This is a genomic window from Clostridium sp. (assembly GCF_034179595.1).
GTDB lineage: Bacteria > Bacillota > Clostridia > Clostridiales > Clostridiaceae > Clostridium.
Window position 1 is genome coordinate 1 of record NZ_JAXFPT010000017.1, and the last position, 17,742, is coordinate 17,742.

A 17,742-nucleotide genomic window follows, 5' to 3' on the forward strand; every position below is an offset into this window, starting at 1 on the left:
GTAAGAAGAAGCCTGAGGAGGTTCTAAGTGCTATAAATACTGGGAATAGGGAAGAATCAGGTCATTGTGCACCACCTAATGGATTAGTATTAGAAAAAGTTTATTATTAATATAAAAAAATATGTAAAATTTGTTGACACGCCCGTAAGCGTGTATTATAATGATATATGTTTGTTAGAATATTTATGTACGGAAGATCCTTTAGCCCAGGATCTTGACATAAAGGCAGTACTAAGAGTATTGCGTACTGAAAGTTCAAGGAGGGAAAAGACATGAAATCATACATTGCGAAAGCACAAGAAGTTGAAAGAAAATGGTATGTTGTTGATGCTGCTGGTAAGCCACTAGGAAGAGTAGCTAGCCAAGTTGCTTCAATATTAAGAGGAAAAAATAAGCCAACATTTACACCAAATGTTGACTGCGGAGATTTCGTTATCGTAATCAATGCTGAAAAAGTTGTTTTAACTGGTAACAAGTTAGATCAAAAAATGATGAGAAAGCACAGCTTATACGTAGGTGGATTAAAGGAAATTCCATACAGAGAAGTTCTTGAAAAGAAACCTGAATTCGCATTCGAAGAAGCTGTAAGAAGAATGCTTCCAAGCGGCGTTTTAGGAAGAAAAATGTTAAAGAAATTAAAAGTAAACAGAGGTTCAGAGCACGCACATCAAGCTCAAAACCCTGAAGTACTTGAATTAAAGTACTAATAACCGAAACTCGGGAGGAGGATTTAAAATGGCAAAAGTTCAATACATGGGAACTGGTAGAAGAAAGAAATCAGTTGCAAGAGTAAGACTAGTACCAGGAAATGGTAAAGTAGTTATAAATAAGAGAGATATCGAAAACTATTTTGGTTTAGAAACTTTAAGAGTTATCGTTAACCAACCTTTAGTTTTAACAGGAACTAAAGATAAGTTTGACGTATTAGTTAATGTTCATGGTGGAGGATTCACAGGTCAAGCTGGAGCAATCAGACACGGTGTAGCTAGAGCATTAGTTAAATCAGATGAAGCTTTAAAATCAGAATTAAAGAAAGCTGGATTCTTAACTAGAGACCCAAGAATGGTTGAAAGAAAGAAATACGGTCTTAAGAAAGCAAGAAGAGCTCCACAATTCTCAAAGAGATAGTATTTGGAGTGCGGAATACAAAGAGAAGAGTTTTACTCTTCTCTTTTTTTTGTAGAATTTTATAAAAATAAAATATAATTTGAATATAAGGGTAATATTTTGTTTATAAATTTAATAAAAAATTCAACAAAATAATATAATTAATAAGATAAAATGGGAATAAAATCAAATTTATATTAAATATAGGTTAAATATAGGTTAAAAAATAAATATAAACCTTAACAAATGTTAATAAATGATGTACACTTAAATTAAGCCTTTAGAATATATTGAAAATTTAATTAATAAATTTCTTTTAGATGGAGGATAGAGAGTTGAATTCTATAGTAATAACAATTATAAGCTTAGCAGGTGGATTAGGACTATTCCTTTATGGTATGAAGTTAATGGGAGATGGTCTAGAAAATGCAGCTGGTGAAGGATTAAAGAAGATTCTTGAAAAAGTTACATCAAACCCTATTATTGCTGTATTAGTTGGAGCTGCAGTTACTGCTGTAATTCAAAGTAGTAGTGCAACTACAGTAATGGTTGTTGGTTTTGTAAATGCAGGCCTTATGAATTTAGCGCAAGCTGTTGGAGTAATAATGGGTGCTAATATAGGAACAACAATAACTGCTCAATTAGTTGCTTTTAAGCTTGATGAAATTGCACCGTTATTTATATTTGTTGGTGCAGCTATGGTTATGCTTGCTAAAGCAAAGAAGAGAAAAGATATTGGTAACATAATTTTAGGCTTTGGTATACTATTTACTGGTATGGGAATGATGAGTGGAGCTATGAAGCCACTTACAGAGTCACCTATGTTTGAACACTTAGTAGTTGCTATAGGTAATAATATGTTTATAGGTGTAATAGTTGGTGCATTACTTACAGCTGTATTACAAAGTTCATCAGCAACAACAGGTATACTTATTGCACTTGCAACAGCTGGAGCAATTGATATAAGAGCTGCTCTTCCAATATTATTTGGATGTAATATTGGTACATGCATAACAGCTATGCTTTCAACTGTAGGAACAAATAAAACTGCTCATAAAGCAGCACTTTTACATTTAATATTTAATGTAGGTGGTACAATAATATTTATGCCATTTATAAATATTCTTGGAACTTTAGTTATGGATATGAGTCCAGGAGATGTTCAAAGACAAATAGCAAATTCACATACAGTATTTAATATAGCTAATACAATCATTTTATTACCTCTTAGAAATTACCTTATATTAATTGTTAATAAGTTAGTTCCAGGAGAAGATGAAATAGAAAAAGTTGGGCCTAAATATATAGATGATAGATTACTTGAAACTCCTGTTATTGCAGCAGGTCAAGTTATTAAAGAAACTATAAGAATGGCTAACAAAGCTAAACAAAATCTTGAATTATCAATGGAAGCTTTTATTAAAGAAGATGAAGAGCTTATAAAGAAAGTTTATGATAATGAAGAGATAATAAATGTATTAGAAGAATCAATAACAACATATTTAGTTAAATTATCAAAATGTGAGTTATCAGATAAAGAAACTGGAATAGTTGCTTCAACATTCCATATAGTAAATGATATAGAGAGAATAGGAGATCATGCTGAAAATATAGCAGATCTTGCAACTCAAAGATCTAATAAAAAATTAAAGTATAGTGAAGATGCTATAAGTGAATTAGATGAAATATATAATTACACAACATCAGCACTTCAAGTTGCAATAGACAGTTATGAAAATAGAGACGTTAAAAAGGCTATCGAAATAAATGAAATCGAAGAAAAGATTAATTCATCTGAAAAAAGTTATAGAGATAAGCATATTAAGAGATTATATGATGGTAAATGCAATGCATATGCAGGAGCTATATTCTTAGATTTAATCTCAAACTTTGAAAGAATTGGGGATCATGCAAAAAATATTGCTGAAAGTGTAATAGAAAATAATTAATTATAATAAAAAGAGAAGTTAGACAATTTCTAGCTTCTCTTTTTTATAGATTTAAAAAATATATATTATAAAAATATGATTTTTTCACATAATAAGAATATAAGTTTTTAGGAGGATAGGTTATATGAAGTTTTTTAAAAATATATGCATAACCTTATTATTCTTATTAGTTGGATTGATGCCAAATGAGGTACATGCTACGCAAATGAAATCACAGGAAGCAAATAAAAATTGCAAAGTGTTGATTGATCCAGGTCATGGAGAATGGGATGGAGGAGCAAAAAATAAAAATGGGACAATTGAAAAAGATATAAATCTTACAATAAGTTTAAAGTTAAGGGATAAACTTAATAAAGAAGGATATACTGTCTATATGACAAGAGAAGATGATACAGCTTTATCAAATAAAAAAAGAGATGATCTTCAATTAAGATGTGAAAAAAAGAAAGAAACAAATTGTGATATTTTTATATCTATTCATCAAAATATGTTTTCAAACCCTAAAAGCAAAGGCACTCAAGTATGGTATTCAAGTAATGAAATGAGTAAACAGTTAGCAGAAAGTATACAAGAAGCAGTAAAACAAACATTACAACCAAATAATAATAGACTTGCAAAGGATGCTAAAAAGTCATATAAAATACTTAGAGATGGATATAATGGAGCTAATATTATAGTAGAATGTGGGTTTTTATCTAATTATGATGATGAACAAAACTTGAAAAATGATGAATATCAAAATAAATTAGTAGATTCAATATTTAAGGGAATAGATATATATAACGAAAAAGTTCTTAATAAATAAAGTTAAAGTAGGGGTTAAAAAATAACTCCTACTTTAACTTTATTTATATGTTTTTAAATCCCTTACCTCTAACTTCAGATGTATCTATTATTGTTATAAAGGCTTTAGGGTCAACTTCATAAATTTTATTTTTTAATGCTAACATTTCTCTTGTTGTTACTATACAATAAAGCATTTTTGCTTTATTATGTGTATATTCACCTTCCATAGGCAGTGATGTAACTCCTCTATTTAAATCTTTAATAACAAAGTCAATTATATTCTGGCTTTCATTTGTAATTATAAACATAAGCTTTCTAGTATTAAATCCTTTTAAAACCCTATCTAATACTGCACCTTGCACAAAAATTGATATTAAAGTATATAGAGCTTTTGGTATGCCAAATATAATAGCACCAGCTATAATTATTAAACAATTTATCGCAAATCCAAGCTTACCAATTTCAAAATTAGAATATTTTTTTCTAATTAACATAGTTATAATATCTGTTCCACCAGTTGAACCATTTCTTAAAAATACAATTCCATAACCTATTCCACAAAGGACACCACCATATATACAATAAAGTAGTACATCATCTAATTTGATTATTGATGAAAAAGGTTTTGTTATAATAAGCGAAACTGATAATGAAACCATTCCTATTGCAGAATAAAGTGTAAATGATCTGCTAAGATAAATATAACTTAGTACAAATAAAGGTAAATTGATAATAAACACAACAACACCGGCTTGCACGCCAGATAAGTATTGGAATATTAATGCTACACCTGTTGCACCGCCACTTAATAATTTAGCGTGACTTAAAAAGAGATTAACACCAAGTGAAGCTATAATACAACCAATAAAAATAAGAATTACATCTAACACAAAAGATTTGCTTTTTAGTAATTTAGTCATAATATTCTCCTAAGTTTTTATAAATTTACATAACACCAAGTTTATTATATATAAAATATTCAATAAAGTTAATGTTTAAAAAATGCGACTTTTAGCTAGATTTAAGTAAATTTAATCAATATTATAAATAATATCATTAAGGTTGTTAATAGCTACAAATATATAGTAATAACTATAATAGATAAACATATTTTATAGACAATTATAAAAAAATGAATGATAATTTCTTTATAAAATAAGAAAAGGAAGAAGATATATATGTTTAAAATAAACTTACCAGGAAATTTAAAAGTAAAAAAGATAATATTAATAGCTCTTATAATAGCATGCATTGGGGTATTAATTAAAACCTCAATAGATAATAAAAAAGATAAAAATATAAATATAAGTACTCAAACTGAATTAAGATAGTTTGCTTAAAAAATATATATAAATTGCTAATAAAAATTAAGTTAAATATAAGTTTAAGAATTTCGTAACAAAGGTAGATGTTTTTTATATAGATTTACGATAATATAATAATTATAAGGAAAGGAGCGTTTAGAAATATGTTCAATATTTTAGTTGTAGATGACGAAAAAGAAATAAGAGATGCAATAAATATCTACTTAAGAGGTGAAAATTTAAGAGTATTTAATGCAAGCAATGGAATTGAAGCTCTTGAAATATTAGAAGAAAAGAATATCCACCTTATAGTACTTGATATAATGATGCCTAAAATGGATGGTATAAAAACATGTTTAAAGGTTAGAGAAACTAACAACATACCTATAATAATGCTTTCAGCAAAAGGAGAAGATTCAGATAAAATATTAGGATTAAATGTAGGTGCGGATGACTATATAACAAAACCATTTAATCACTTAGAGCTTGTAGCTAGAGTTAAATCACAGCTTAGAAGATATGAAAACCCTTTATCTATGGATAATAAAGATTTTATAAAAGTAAAAGATCTAGAAATAGACACAGTAGCTAAAAGCGTTAAGGTTAGAGGCGAAGAAATAAAAGTTACAGCAACAGAATACAAGATACTTGTGCTTTTAGCATCAAATCTTGGAAGGGTATATTCAATTAAAGAAATATACGAAAAGGTTTGGGAAGAGCCTTTTTATAAGAGTGAAAATACAGTAACTGTTCATATAAGAAGAATAAGAGAAAAAATCGAAATTAATACTAAGGAGCCCGAATATATAAAGGTGGTATGGGGAATTGGATATAAGATTGAAAAATAAAATAAAAAGTTATTTCAATAATATTTGGCTTATAGAAATTATAATAGTTGTTGTAATAACAATAATATGTGCGAATATATCAATTACATATCTAACTAGCCCAGAAGCTAAAAATGGTACAGGAGTAATAGAAGCTGTATTTGATAAAGAAGCTTTTTATAAAAATTCACTTAAAAATGATAGTAAATTATTAAGTGAAGATATTTATAAAAGAACTGATGGGTTAAATAAATTTTTATATTCAGCAGAAGGCGAAAAAGATAGTTTAAGAAATTCAATATATGAAAATAGCTTTTATTCAAATAAAGGAAATAATATTAATAATGGAGGCTTACCTTCAAATATATATTTCATAATAAGAAATAAGTTTAATGATGATATATTTACTAATGATCCATTTTTTCAAGGCGTAAAGAAGATACAAGGAGAAAATCTTTATAAAGTAATAAATGAAAAATATAAGGGTGAAAATATTATTACGTATAATTGTAATAATGTGAATATATACAATAAGGTAATTGAAGATAAGAAAGTATCAGGAGATAACATTAAATATTCAGAGAATGTATTGAAAAATTTTGAAGAAATATATTATACAACCCAAAGTAATTATGAGAATATATTAAATAAAGATATAAAGAAATTTTATGCATTTATATTTGCAATTGTTATAGATGTAGTTTTAATACTCAAAATTATTTTTGTATTCTCAATTAAGAGAGGAAAGATAGTAATAAGAGGTAACATAATAAAAGATATAATATATATATTTAAGCATGTATTTAAATATAGAGGAACTAGAAGAGTAATGATAGCAACTATAATATTAAGCATTATATTTTATATAGCTTATTTATATCTTTTAGCATTAGGTGGAGATAAAAATAATATACTAGTAAACTTCTTTATATCATATCCATTTAAGGGAAGCTTACTTATAATAGCATTACCTATAATAGCAGTAATGTATTCAATAAAGAGAAATATTGAAATTGGAATGATTAAAGACGATTTAAAGATAATAAATGATGGCAACTTTGAGCATTCTGTAAAAGAAATAGGTGGAATTGAAATAAGAGAGCTTATATATAACATAAATAAGATGAAAGAGGGTTATAACATAGCTGTAGATGAGGCTCTTAAAAATGAAAAACTAAAAACAGAGCTTATATCAAATGTATCTCATGATTTAAAAACGCCTCTTACATCAATAATAAATTATGTAAATATACTTCAAGATCCTAGAATATCAGATGAAGAGAGAAGAGATTATCTTAAAATATTAGAACAAAAATCTAATAAATTAAAGACACTTATTGAAGACTTATTTGAAGTATCTAAAATAAACTCTGGAAGAATTGAGCTTCATAAAGATAAAATTAATATTGTATCTCTTATATATCAAGTAATAGGAGAATATTCATCTCTTTATGAAGATAAATGCATAGAATTTAAGGTAGAATGTGATGAAGATGAAATTATTATGGATTTAGACGGGATAATGATTTCTAGAGTTATAGAAAACATAGTAATAAATTCATTAAAGTATTCTCTTGAAGATACAAGAGTTTATGTAAAGATAATAAAAGAAGAAAATGGTGTATTAATTTCATTTAAAAATGTTGCAAACTATGAAATGGACTTTAATGAAACAGAAATGTTTGAAAGATTTGCAAGAGGAGATAAATCAAGAACATCAGTGGTAGAAGGGTCTGGACTTGGTCTTGCTATTACAAAAAGTATAGTAGAACTACACAAAGGAACAACAAGAATAAAAAGAGAAGGAGATTTATTTAAAATATATGTATTCCTTCCTTTTGATGTAGAATCTATTACTGAAAATGATATATTAGAAAAAGATGAATTATAATTGAAATAGAAACCAATATTAATATTGGTTTCTATTTTTTTTATGTGAAGTGAGCATAAAATCATGATATTTTTTGGATAATTAATATTAAATAAAAAAATATACTAAAAAATAAAAAATATCAAAATATAGAGATATTTGAAGATTCTAAGATTAAATAAGTAATAAAATAGAGTATTAAGATTTATAAAATTTTACATGTTATCTTATAAAAACTATAATAGAGTACATCAATATATTGTGCTATTTTATGAAAAGACGCAATATTAATGCTATATGTTGTTGGAGGGGACTTTGGTGGATAGAATAGAAGAACTTTGTAAGTTAGGTTTAGAAGCAATTAATAATGAAAGTGAAAACTATAATATAGATAGGTTAAAAGAGAAATTAGATTTAATAATAAGACCAGGAATGGATTATTATGATATAAGAGAATCATTAATTCAAATATCATTAGAACTTACTACAGATATAGAGCCGAAGTGGCAATATGTAGCTTCTAAGTTATACGTTTATAAGCTTTATGATACAGTAAGAAAAAATAGAAAATTAGATAATAATGAAAATTTATATAGTAACTTATATGGATTTATAGAAAGTTTAACAGAACAAAAATTATACGGAAAATATATATTAGAAAATTATTCAAGGGAAGAAATAGAAGAATTAGAAAAAGAATTAAAACCAGAAAGAGATTTTTTATTTACATATAGTGGAATAAAGTTATTAAGTGAAAGATACCTAGTTGAAGATTTTAATAGAAAAGTATTAGAATTGCCACAGCAAATGTTTATGGGTATAGCTATGCATTTAGCAATTCCAGAGAAAAAAGATAAAAGATTATACTGGGCAAAAAGATTTTATGATGTTTTAAGCTCACTTAAAGCAACAATGGCAACTCCAACAATGGCGAATGCAAGAAAGCCTTTCTATCAATTAAGTTCATGCTTTATAGATACTGTAAATGATAGTTTAAAAGGGATATATAAATCACTTGATAATTTTTCAAAAGTATCAAAATTTGGCGGTGGAATGGGAATATATATAGGAAAGGTAAGAGCGCTTGGATCGCCTATAAGAGGTTTTAAAGGGGCATCAGCTGGAATAATACCATGGGTTAAATTATTTAATGATACTGCTATAGCTGTTGACCAGTTAGGGGTTAGAAATGGTTCTGTAGCTATATGGCTAGATGTTTGGCATAAAGATATTCCGGAATTTCTTCAAATAAGAACTAATAATGGTGATGATAGAAAAAAAGCACATGATGTATTTCCAGGGCTATGCTATCCAAATCTTTTCTGGAAAATGGCAGATGAAAACATAGATGGTGATTGGTATATGATGTGTCCACATGAGATAAGGCAAGTTAAAGGATACTCATTAGAAGACTTCTATGGAGAAGAATGGGAAAATAGATATTTTGATTGTGTAAATGATGAAAGAATAGATAAGCGTGTTATGAAAATAAAGGATATAATACGTCTTATAATTAAAAGCGCAGCGGAAACTGGAACACCATTTGCCTTCTATAGAGATAATGCAAATAATATGAATCCTAATAAACATGCTGGAATTATATATTCATCAAATCTTTGCACAGAAATAATGCAAAATATGAGCCCTATGGATATACAAGAGTCAGAAATAATAGACGAAGATGGAAGTAAAATAATTGTTGAAAAGACTAAGGCTGGAGATTTTGTTGTGTGTAACCTTTCATCAATTGTTCTTGGAAATGTTGATGTTAAGAATGAAGAAGAAATTGAATATGTAGTAGAAACTCAAATAAGAGCTATGGATAATGTTATTGATTTAAATTATTATTCAGTTCCATATGCAGAAGTAACTAATAAAAAATATAGAAGTATAGGGCTTGGAACTTCAGGATATCATCATATGCTTGCAAATAATAAAATTCATTTTACAGCAGATGAACATAAAGAATTTGCAGATAAAGTATATGAAAATATAAATTACTATGCTATAAAAGCAAGCATGAAAATTGCAAAAGAAAAGGGATGTTATAGTGAATTTGAAGGATCAGATTGGCAAAATGGAGATTACTTTAGATTAAGAAATTATAATTCAAATAGATGGAAAGAGCTTCAAGCTGAAGTTAATAAATATGGTTTAAGAAATGGATACCTTATAGCAATTGCTCCAAATGGATCAACTGCAACATTAGCAGGAACTTCAGAAGGGGTAGATCCTGTAATGTCAAGATTTTGGCTAGAAGAAAAAAAAGGAAGTATAGTACCAAAAACAGCTCCAAATCTTTCAGAAGAGACATATTGGTATTACAATTCTGCTTACAATATAGATCAAAAATGGTGTATAGAGATGAATGGAGTAAGACAAAGACATATTGATCAGGGGCAATCATTCAATCTTTATATAACAACGAATTATACAATGAGATCAATAATGAACCTTTATATAGAAGCATGCAAATCTGGTGTTAAGTCAATATACTATGTTAGAAGTAAATCACTTGAAGTTAGTGATTGTGAAAGTTGTTCAGCTTAGAACTTAGGAGGCATATAGATGTTTGATATAAATAAAAAACCACTTTTTAATGAATTTGGAGATACAGAAACTTCAAAAAAAAGAATGATAAATGGAAATACTACAAACCTTAATGATTTTAATAATATGAAATATAACTGGGTATCAGATTGGTATAGACAAGGAATGAATAACTTTTGGATACCAGAAGAAATTAATTTAGCTCAGGACTTAAAAGATTATAAGAAATTAACAAATGAAGAAAGAACAGCTTATGATAAAATTCTTTCGTTTTTAATATTCTTAGATTCAATACAAACTGCTAACCTTGGAAATATAAATAATTATATAACAGCAAGTGAAGTTAACCTTTGCTTAACTATACAAGCTTTCCAAGAAGCTGTTCATTCACAAAGCTATAGTTATATGTTAGATACAATATGTTCACCAGAAAAGAGAAATGAAATTCTTTACCAATGGAAAGACGATAAAATACTTCTTGAAAGAAATAAGTTTATAGGTGATCAATATAATACTTTTGTAAATGAGCCAACTAAACATAATTTAATTAAGAGTATAATGGCAAATTATATATTAGAAGGTATATATTTTTATTCTGGATTTATGTTTTTCTATAACTTAGAGAGAAATGGTAAGATGCCTGGATCAGCACAAGAAATAAGATATATAAATAGAGATGAAAATACGCACCTTTGGTTATTTAGAAATATAATAAAAGAACTTCAAAGAGAAGAGCCAGATCTTTTTACAGATACTCTAAAATCAGAATTAAGAGAAATGATGAAAATAGGAGTAGAAAATGAAATTGCATGGGGACATTATGTAATAGGAGATAGCGTACAAGGAATAAATAAAAAACTTATTGAAGAGTATATAAAATATTTAGGAAATATGAGATTAAAGTCCATAGGATTAGATCCATTATATGAAGGTTATAATGATAATCCAGCAGAATGGGTTGATAGACAGGCTAATGCAAATTCAGTTAAAACAGACTTTTTTGAAGCAAAATCAACTGCGTATGCTAAAGCAGCTACTTTAATAGATGACTTATAATAATGAATAAGATATTAAAGTAAAGAATTATTATACAAAAAATTCAGAATAATGAATGAATTATACGCTTTGAACGTTTAAAATGCATTAAAAAGTATTAACAATGATATAAATTGTGGTATAATTTATTTGGGATTGTACTTAGATGTAAAAGTTGTCATTACTTAAAATTATTTAATGACTTTACATAAATGTACTTAGTTTTTTGGAATAAAGGTAACAGAATTTAGGAGGGTTTTTATTATGAAAAAAGGTATTGCTGCTTCAAAAGGATATGCTATAGGAAAGGTATTCTTACAAGAGCATGAAGAAATAATTATAACTGATGAAAAAATTAATGATATAGATTTAGAAAAGGCAAAATTACAAAAGGCATTAGATGAGTCAAGAAGCCAATTAGAAAAAATAAAAGCTAAAGCTGAAGTAGAAATGGGAGAAGAAAAAGCTGCTGTGTTTGAAGCACATATCACTTTACTTGATGACCCAGAATTTACAGGAGCTATGGCTGCTGAAATAGAAAACAATAAGTTAAATGCTATGAAGGCTGTTGAAAATGTAACAAATACTTTTGTTATGATTTTCGAATCAATGGAAGATGCGTACATGAGAGAAAGAGCAGCTGACATAAAAGACGTTTCAAAGAGAATAATAGCAAATTTAGCAGGTAAGGGCGGAGATGCTTTTGCAATAACAGAAGCAAATACTATTATTGTTGCTGAAGATTTAACTCCATCAGATACTGCACAATTAGATAGAAGCAAAGTTGTAGCATTCTTAACTAACATCGGAGGAAGAACTTCACACTCAGCTATAATGGCTAGAACATTAGAAATTCCTGCAGTTGTTGGACTTGGAGATATAACAACTTCAGTTAAGACTGGAGATACTGTAATAGTTGATGGTATAGAAGGTACTGTTATAATAAACCCAGACGAAGCTACAATAAAAGAATATGAAGCAAAAAGACAAGCTTTCTTAGCTGAACAAGAAGAACTTAAAAAACTTATTGAAGTTAAGACAGTAACTAAGTCAGGTAAGAGAATAGAAGTTTGCGGAAACATTGGAAAAGCAGAAGATGTTGAAGGTGTTATTGCAAATGGAGGAGACGGAGTTGGACTATTTAGAACTGAGTTCTTATACATGGATAGAGACAGTGCTCCAACAGAAGAGGAACAATTTGAAGCATATAAATATGTTTTAGAAAATATGAATGGAAAACAAGTTGTTATAAGAACACTTGATATTGGTGGAGATAAGACTTTACCATATTTACCATTACCACAAGAAATGAATCCATTCTTAGGATATAGAGCAATAAGACTTTGCTTAGATAGAAAAGAAATATTTAAGGTTCAATTAAGAGCATTACTTAGAGCTTCAGTATATGGAAATCTTGCTGTAATGTTCCCAATGATTTCAGGTATACAAGAATTTAGAGCTGCTAAAGAAGTAGTTCAAGAATGTATGGCTGAATTAAATAATGAAGGAAAAAAATACTCAGATTCAATTCAATGGGGTATCATGGTAGAAATTCCTGCAGCAGCTGTAATGGCTGATGAATTAGCTAAAGAAGTAGACTTCTTCTCAATAGGAACTAATGACTTAATTCAATATACATTAGCAGCAGATAGAATGAGTGAAAAAGTTTCATATCTATATAACCCAATGCATCCAGCTGTACTTAGATTAATAAAGATGACTATAGATGGAGCTCATAAGCATGGCAAATGGGTAGGAATGTGTGGAGAAATGGCAGGAGATGAAGCTGCTATACCAACACTTGTTGAATATGGATTAGATGAATTCTCAATGAGTGCTTCATCAATATTAGCTGCAAAGAAAATCATATTAGAACAAGAATAAGATTTATATAAAATATATTAAAATTAGCGTGGACTTAGGTTCACGCTTTTTTATTTTAATTAAGAATATATAAATCTTATGATATATATGAATAATGAAAAAAAGTTTAATATTTATCATCTAACTTATGTTAGAATATTTATGTTAAAAATTGAAAAGGAGGTGAAAATATGAAAAAAATTTGGCAAATGTTTATTTCATTCTTTAAGATAGGAGCATTTACATTTGGTGGTGGATATGCAATGATTCCAATTATTGAAGAAGAGGTTGTAAATAAAAGAAAATGGATAACTAAAGAAGAATTCATGGATATACTTGTAGTATCTCAAAGTTTTCCAGGAGCAATGGCCGTAAATTGTTCCACTTTTGTAGGTTATAAAATAGGTGGTATAATTGGTGGAATTATGGGGCTTCTTGGAGTTGTATTACCATCATTTATAATAATATTAATAGTTGCTGCATTCTTCATGCAATTTAGAAATAACTATTATGTAGATCTTGTATTTAAAGGAATATCTGCTGCTGTACCAATACTAGTTTTAGCTGGTGTTATAAGCTTATCAAAAGGTGTGGAGAAAAATATTAGAAATGCGATAATTATAGTTATAGCTTTAATCGCATTAATAATCTTCCGTATAAACCCTGTAATAGTAATAATAGCGGCAGCTATATATGGTGCAGTATTTTTAAGAAAGGTAGTGGATTAGATGAATATATTAGTGAGTTTGTTCCTTACCTTTTTAAAAATAGGAACATTCAGTTTTGGTGGTGGATATGCCATGATTCCATTTATGCAAAGAGAAATAATAGAAAATCATAATTGGATAAGTAATAACGTATTTATGGATATAATAGGTATATCACAAATGACACCAGGTCCTGTATCAATAAATTCAGCAACATTTATAGGATTTAAGGTATCAGGTATTTTAGGAAGTGTTGCAGCAACTTTAGGAGTTGTAACTACATCATTTATATTAGTATCTATTGCATCAAAAGCAATGGAGAAGTTTAAAGAATCAAAAGTATTAAAGGGTGCCTTACTTGGAATGAGACCTGTACTTATAGCTTTAATAATTCAAGCATTTGTTGATTTAGCAAAAGATGCATATGTTGATATTAAATCTGTAATTATAACATTAATAATAGGTGCTTTATTATTATCTAAAAAGGTTCACCCAATTGTGTGCATAATTATAGCAGGAATATTAGGGGTTGTATTTTATTGGCACTATTAAATAGATACATAATGAGATTACGTCATATTAATATGATGTAGTCTTTTTTTATTTTCTAAAAACATTATTTAAAAATATTAGGGAAAAATAAGATTATTATGTTTTTTAGGAGTGATTTAAATGATTAAGATTATAAAGGATATAGAAATATATTCACCAAAATATTTAGGGAAAAAATCTATAGTTATAGTGAATGATAAAATTGAAGGTGTATATGATGAATTAGAGATTCCAAAGAATTTTATTAATATTGAGATAATTGAAGGAAAGGATATGTATGCATTTCCAGGATTTATAGATGCTCATGTTCATTTAATAGGTGGAGGCGGTGAAGGGGGATTTAAAACAAGAACTCCAGAACTTCAATTAAGTAATTTAACAAGAGCAGGAATCACTACAGTTAATGGATGTATAGGAACAGATGGAGTATGTAGAGATATGAGAGCATTAGTTGCAAAAGTAAAAGCTTTAAATGAAGAAGGGATAACAGCAACTTGTTATTCAGGATCATATGAGATTCCTGTAAGAACTATGATTGGAAGTGTTAAGGAAGATTTGATGCTAGTAAATGAAATAATAGGAGTTGGAGAAATAGCACTCTCAGACAATAGAAGCTCTCAACCAAGATTAGATCAGTTTATAAATTTAGTTGCAGAATCTAGAGTTGCAGGACTTTTATCAAACAAATCAGGTATAGTAAATGTGCATTTAGGTGGTGGAGCTAGAAGATTAAATTATTTATTTGAAATGTTAGATGAAACTGAAATACCAGCAACACAAGTTATTCCCACTCACATGAATAGAACTATTGAACTTTTAGATGCTGGGGTTGAATGGATAAAAAGAGGAGGATATATTGATTTAACTACTAGTTCTGACTTAAATAATTTAGAAGAGGGAGAGATGATAGCATCTAAAGCATTAAAATATTTATTAGATAAGAAATTACCTATAGATAGAATAACATTTACATCAGATGGAAATGGGAGTATGCCACTATTTGATGAGAATGGGAAATTAAAAGAATTAGGTATATGTAGAGTTGAAAGTCTTTATGAAGAAGTAAAGAAATCTATATTAGATGAGGGAATAAAAATAGAAGATTCTTTAAAGACAATAACATCTAATGTTGCTGATTTGCTTAAATTAAAAGATAAAGGAAGAATAGAACCTAAAAAAGATGCAGATATAGTAATCGTTAATAAGGCAGACTTATCAATAAATAAGGTAATTGCTATGGGTAAGGTAGTTATAGAAAATGGAATTCCTATAATAACTGGAACTTTTGAAAAATCCATAAAAGAATCTTTTGAATAGTTTTTTCGTATAAATATGACTTAAATTTTGATAAATTGATTAATTTATCAATTAAATATTATATAAAAATTTTCTTTTTTTTAACAATAATTAAATATATAATTGTATATGGATGTATTATGGTAAATATATTTTTTAGACCAAGTTTAAATAAATTTACAAGTTATTATTTATTTTACAATGAGTTAATTTATACAATTTTTATATTATACTTATCTGTATATAATTATAAAAATTGAAATGTATGCTATTATCTATAAGTAGCGAAAAATAATTCAAGAGGTGATGTTAATGAAAAATTTAAACGAAGTACTAAAAGCAGAAATTATTGAATTTAGAGAAAATGGTCACAAATTCTTAAACAAAGAAATTAATGTTGCACAATTTAAAGCTATATCTGGAGGTATGGGTGTTTATGCACATAGAGGTGGACAAGAGTTTATGATAAGATTAAAGACACCTTCAGGAAGAGCAACAAAAGAAGATCTTGCTAAAATATATGAGTGGGCAAATAGATATGGCTTAGAATGGGTTCACCCAACAACAAGAGAAGCTGTGCAATTACATGGATTAAAGATAGATGATGTATGCGACATAATGGAAGAAGCTATAGATTATGGAATATATACTAGAGGATCAGGTGGAAACTATCCAAGAAATGTTGCTATATCACCTCTTTCAGGTGTACAAAAAGGAGAAGTATTTGATGTAACTCCATATGCAGAAGCTGTAAATAAATATATTATGGAAAGAGTTAATACTTATAAATTACCTAGAAAAATAAAAACAGCAATGGCTACAAATAGTATGGATGAACCACATTGCACAGCAACAGATATAGGATTTTTAGCAGTAAAAGAAAATGGAGAAAACTTCTTTAAGATTTACTTAGCAGGTGGTCTTGGAAGAAATTCAAAGTTATCAATTGAATATGATGAACTTGTAAAAGCTGAAGACGCAGTATATTATTTTGAAGCACTTAAAAGATTATTTGTAGCTGAAGGAGATTATTCAAATAAGAATAAAGCTCGTATAAGATATATTGTTGAAAGAATGGGAGAAGAAGAATTCTTAAAATGTTATAAAAAGCATTTAGCTGAAGTTTTTGAAGATGAAGGTGAAAACTTAAAAATAGATGTTAAAGAAAATGAAATCACTAAAGTGGGTTCTAAAACAGATGTAAAAGATAATAGATTAGTAGAACAAAAACAAGAAGGTCTTTATAGCGTTTACTTCCATCCATTTGGAGGAAAATTAAAAATGGTAGACTTCAAGGATATAATTGATGCTACTAAAGATATGGAAGCAGTTGATTTTAGATTTACTATGGAAGAAGGTATGTATATAAGAAACCTTAATGGTAAAGAGGCTGAAGAAATATTAGAATTAACTAAAGGTCGTGGTGGAGAATTAAAAGTAATGCAATCTACATCATGCATTGGTGTACCAATATGTCAACTAGGTATTGGAAATAGCCAAGGACTTTTAATGAGTATAATAGAAAAACTTTCAAATGAAAATATAGATAAAGATTTATTACCTAAGATTCATATATCAGGATGTGGAAATTCATGTGGTGTGCATGAAATTGGACAAATAGGATTTGCAGGAAAAACAAAGAGAGTAAATGATGAAGTAAGAAAGTGCTTTGAACTTCATATCGGCGGAGATTATAAAATTGACAATTCAAAGCTTGGAGAAATATATGGTGATATGTTAGAAGAAGAAATTCCAAACTTCATTTATGATTTATATGTTGCATTAGAAAAGGAAAATGCTGAATTTGAATCATGGTATAAACAAAATAAAGAAGAGTTTAAGAATATAGCAGACAAGTATTTAGTTTAGTATATATTATAAGCACCTAATTATAGA

The 17,742-nt window shown here is 28.0% G+C and carries 15 protein-coding genes; 14 read left to right on the forward strand and 1 reads right to left on the reverse strand.

Annotation, left to right across the window (positions count from 1 at the left end; genetic code table 11):
* Nucleotides 1-272 precede the first annotated feature (272 nt).
* The 4 genes from rplM to SPJ33_RS01810 all read left to right on the forward strand — a co-directional run bounded on the left by rplM (nucleotide 273) and on the right by SPJ33_RS01810 (nucleotide 3,861).
* A complete protein-coding gene (rplM, locus tag SPJ33_RS01795) occupies nucleotides 273-707 on the forward strand; it encodes a 50S ribosomal protein L13 (RefSeq protein ID WP_321116258.1) in 435 nt (144 codons plus the stop codon).
* 28 nt (nucleotides 708-735) lie between these two features.
* On the forward strand, nucleotides 736-1,128 hold the full coding sequence (gene rpsI / locus SPJ33_RS01800) for a 30S ribosomal protein S9 (RefSeq protein WP_321116259.1): 393 nt from the start codon (nucleotides 736-738) through the stop codon (nucleotides 1,126-1,128).
* Between the two features lie 299 nt (nucleotides 1,129-1,427).
* On the forward strand, nucleotides 1,428-3,056 hold the full coding sequence (locus SPJ33_RS01805) for a Na/Pi cotransporter family protein (protein ID WP_414627194.1): 1,629 nt from the start codon (nucleotides 1,428-1,430) through the stop codon (nucleotides 3,054-3,056).
* 124 nt (nucleotides 3,057-3,180) lie between these two features.
* Complete coding sequence (locus SPJ33_RS01810; protein WP_321116261.1) at nucleotides 3,181-3,861, forward strand: N-acetylmuramoyl-L-alanine amidase; 681 nt, start codon at nucleotides 3,181-3,183, stop codon at nucleotides 3,859-3,861.
* 43 nt (nucleotides 3,862-3,904) lie between these two features.
* Here SPJ33_RS01810 and SPJ33_RS01815 read toward each other — a convergent pair whose 3' ends face one another.
* Nucleotides 3,905-4,762: a YitT family protein gene (locus SPJ33_RS01815; protein ID WP_321116262.1), complete on the reverse strand. Its 858-nt coding sequence runs from the start codon at nucleotides 4,760-4,762 to the stop codon at nucleotides 3,905-3,907.
* 258 nt (nucleotides 4,763-5,020) lie between these two features.
* Here SPJ33_RS01815 and SPJ33_RS01820 point away from each other — a divergent pair, with 258 nt between their 5' ends.
* The 10 genes from SPJ33_RS01820 (at nucleotide 5,021) to SPJ33_RS01865 (ending at nucleotide 17,715) form a co-directional block, all read left to right on the forward strand.
* Entirely contained in the window at nucleotides 5,021-5,173 is a 153-nt protein-coding gene (locus tag SPJ33_RS01820; RefSeq protein ID WP_321116263.1) for a hypothetical protein, read from the forward strand.
* A 137-nt stretch (nucleotides 5,174-5,310) separates the two neighbouring features.
* Nucleotides 5,311-5,994, forward strand: coding sequence for a response regulator transcription factor (locus tag SPJ33_RS01825; RefSeq protein WP_321116264.1), 684 nt, complete (start codon nucleotides 5,311-5,313; stop codon nucleotides 5,992-5,994).
* Complete coding sequence (locus tag SPJ33_RS01830; RefSeq protein WP_321116265.1) at nucleotides 5,972-7,864, forward strand: sensor histidine kinase; 1,893 nt, start codon at nucleotides 5,972-5,974, stop codon at nucleotides 7,862-7,864. The genes SPJ33_RS01825 and SPJ33_RS01830 overlap by 23 nt, the downstream gene beginning before the upstream one ends.
* 366 nt (nucleotides 7,865-8,230) lie before the next feature.
* Nucleotides 8,231-10,393: a ribonucleoside-diphosphate reductase subunit alpha gene (locus SPJ33_RS01835; protein WP_414627196.1), complete on the forward strand. Its 2,163-nt coding sequence runs from the start codon at nucleotides 8,231-8,233 to the stop codon at nucleotides 10,391-10,393.
* 18 nt (nucleotides 10,394-10,411) lie between these two features.
* The gene (locus SPJ33_RS01840) at nucleotides 10,412-11,449 is read left to right on the forward strand and encodes a ribonucleotide-diphosphate reductase subunit beta (RefSeq protein WP_321116267.1); all 1,038 of its coding nucleotides are present in this window, start codon (nucleotides 10,412-10,414) and stop codon (nucleotides 11,447-11,449) included.
* A 243-nt stretch (nucleotides 11,450-11,692) separates the two neighbouring features.
* Nucleotides 11,693-13,312, forward strand: coding sequence for a phosphoenolpyruvate--protein phosphotransferase (gene ptsP, locus SPJ33_RS01845; protein WP_321116268.1), 1,620 nt, complete (start codon nucleotides 11,693-11,695; stop codon nucleotides 13,310-13,312).
* A gap of 170 nt (nucleotides 13,313-13,482) precedes the next feature.
* Nucleotides 13,483-14,019 carry a chromate transporter gene (locus tag SPJ33_RS01850; protein WP_321116269.1) on the forward strand — a complete coding sequence of 179 codons (537 nt, stop codon included), beginning with the start codon at nucleotides 13,483-13,485 and terminating at the stop codon, nucleotides 14,017-14,019.
* Nucleotides 14,020-14,550: a chromate transporter gene (locus SPJ33_RS01855; RefSeq protein ID WP_321116270.1), complete on the forward strand. Its 531-nt coding sequence runs from the start codon at nucleotides 14,020-14,022 to the stop codon at nucleotides 14,548-14,550.
* 120 nt (nucleotides 14,551-14,670) lie between these two features.
* On the forward strand, nucleotides 14,671-15,867 hold the full coding sequence (gene iadA / locus SPJ33_RS01860) for a beta-aspartyl-peptidase (RefSeq protein ID WP_321116271.1): 1,197 nt from the start codon (nucleotides 14,671-14,673) through the stop codon (nucleotides 15,865-15,867).
* Between the two features lie 291 nt (nucleotides 15,868-16,158).
* Nucleotides 16,159-17,715, forward strand: coding sequence for a nitrite/sulfite reductase (locus SPJ33_RS01865; RefSeq protein WP_321116272.1), 1,557 nt, complete (start codon nucleotides 16,159-16,161; stop codon nucleotides 17,713-17,715).
* The last annotated feature ends 27 nt before the right edge of the window (nucleotides 17,716-17,742 follow it).

What these genes read in the sequence shown, in the direction of transcription:
- rplM (WP_321116258.1), top strand. Translation starts at nt 273, where the DNA reads ATGAAATCATACATTGCGAAAGCACAAGAAGTTGAAAGAAAATGGTAT.
- rpsI (WP_321116259.1), top strand. Translation starts at nt 736, where the DNA reads ATGGCAAAAGTTCAATACATGGGAACTGGTAGAAGAAAGAAATCAGTT.
- SPJ33_RS01805 (WP_414627194.1), top strand. Translation starts at nt 1,428, where the DNA reads ATGGAGGATAGAGAGTTGAATTCTATAGTAATAACAATTATAAGCTTA.
- SPJ33_RS01810 (WP_321116261.1), top strand. Translation starts at nt 3,181, where the DNA reads ATGAAGTTTTTTAAAAATATATGCATAACCTTATTATTCTTATTAGTT.
- SPJ33_RS01815 (WP_321116262.1), bottom strand. Translation starts at nt 4,762, where the DNA reads ATGACTAAATTACTAAAAAGCAAATCTTTTGTGTTAGATGTAATTCTT.
- SPJ33_RS01820 (WP_321116263.1), top strand. Translation starts at nt 5,021, where the DNA reads ATGTTTAAAATAAACTTACCAGGAAATTTAAAAGTAAAAAAGATAATA.
- SPJ33_RS01825 (WP_321116264.1), top strand. Translation starts at nt 5,311, where the DNA reads ATGTTCAATATTTTAGTTGTAGATGACGAAAAAGAAATAAGAGATGCA.
- SPJ33_RS01840 (WP_321116267.1), top strand. Translation starts at nt 10,412, where the DNA reads ATGTTTGATATAAATAAAAAACCACTTTTTAATGAATTTGGAGATACA.
- ptsP (WP_321116268.1), top strand. Translation starts at nt 11,693, where the DNA reads ATGAAAAAAGGTATTGCTGCTTCAAAAGGATATGCTATAGGAAAGGTA.
- SPJ33_RS01850 (WP_321116269.1), top strand. Translation starts at nt 13,483, where the DNA reads ATGAAAAAAATTTGGCAAATGTTTATTTCATTCTTTAAGATAGGAGCA.
- SPJ33_RS01855 (WP_321116270.1), top strand. Translation starts at nt 14,020, where the DNA reads ATGAATATATTAGTGAGTTTGTTCCTTACCTTTTTAAAAATAGGAACA.
- iadA (WP_321116271.1), top strand. Translation starts at nt 14,671, where the DNA reads ATGATTAAGATTATAAAGGATATAGAAATATATTCACCAAAATATTTA.
- SPJ33_RS01865 (WP_321116272.1), top strand. Translation starts at nt 16,159, where the DNA reads ATGAAAAATTTAAACGAAGTACTAAAAGCAGAAATTATTGAATTTAGA.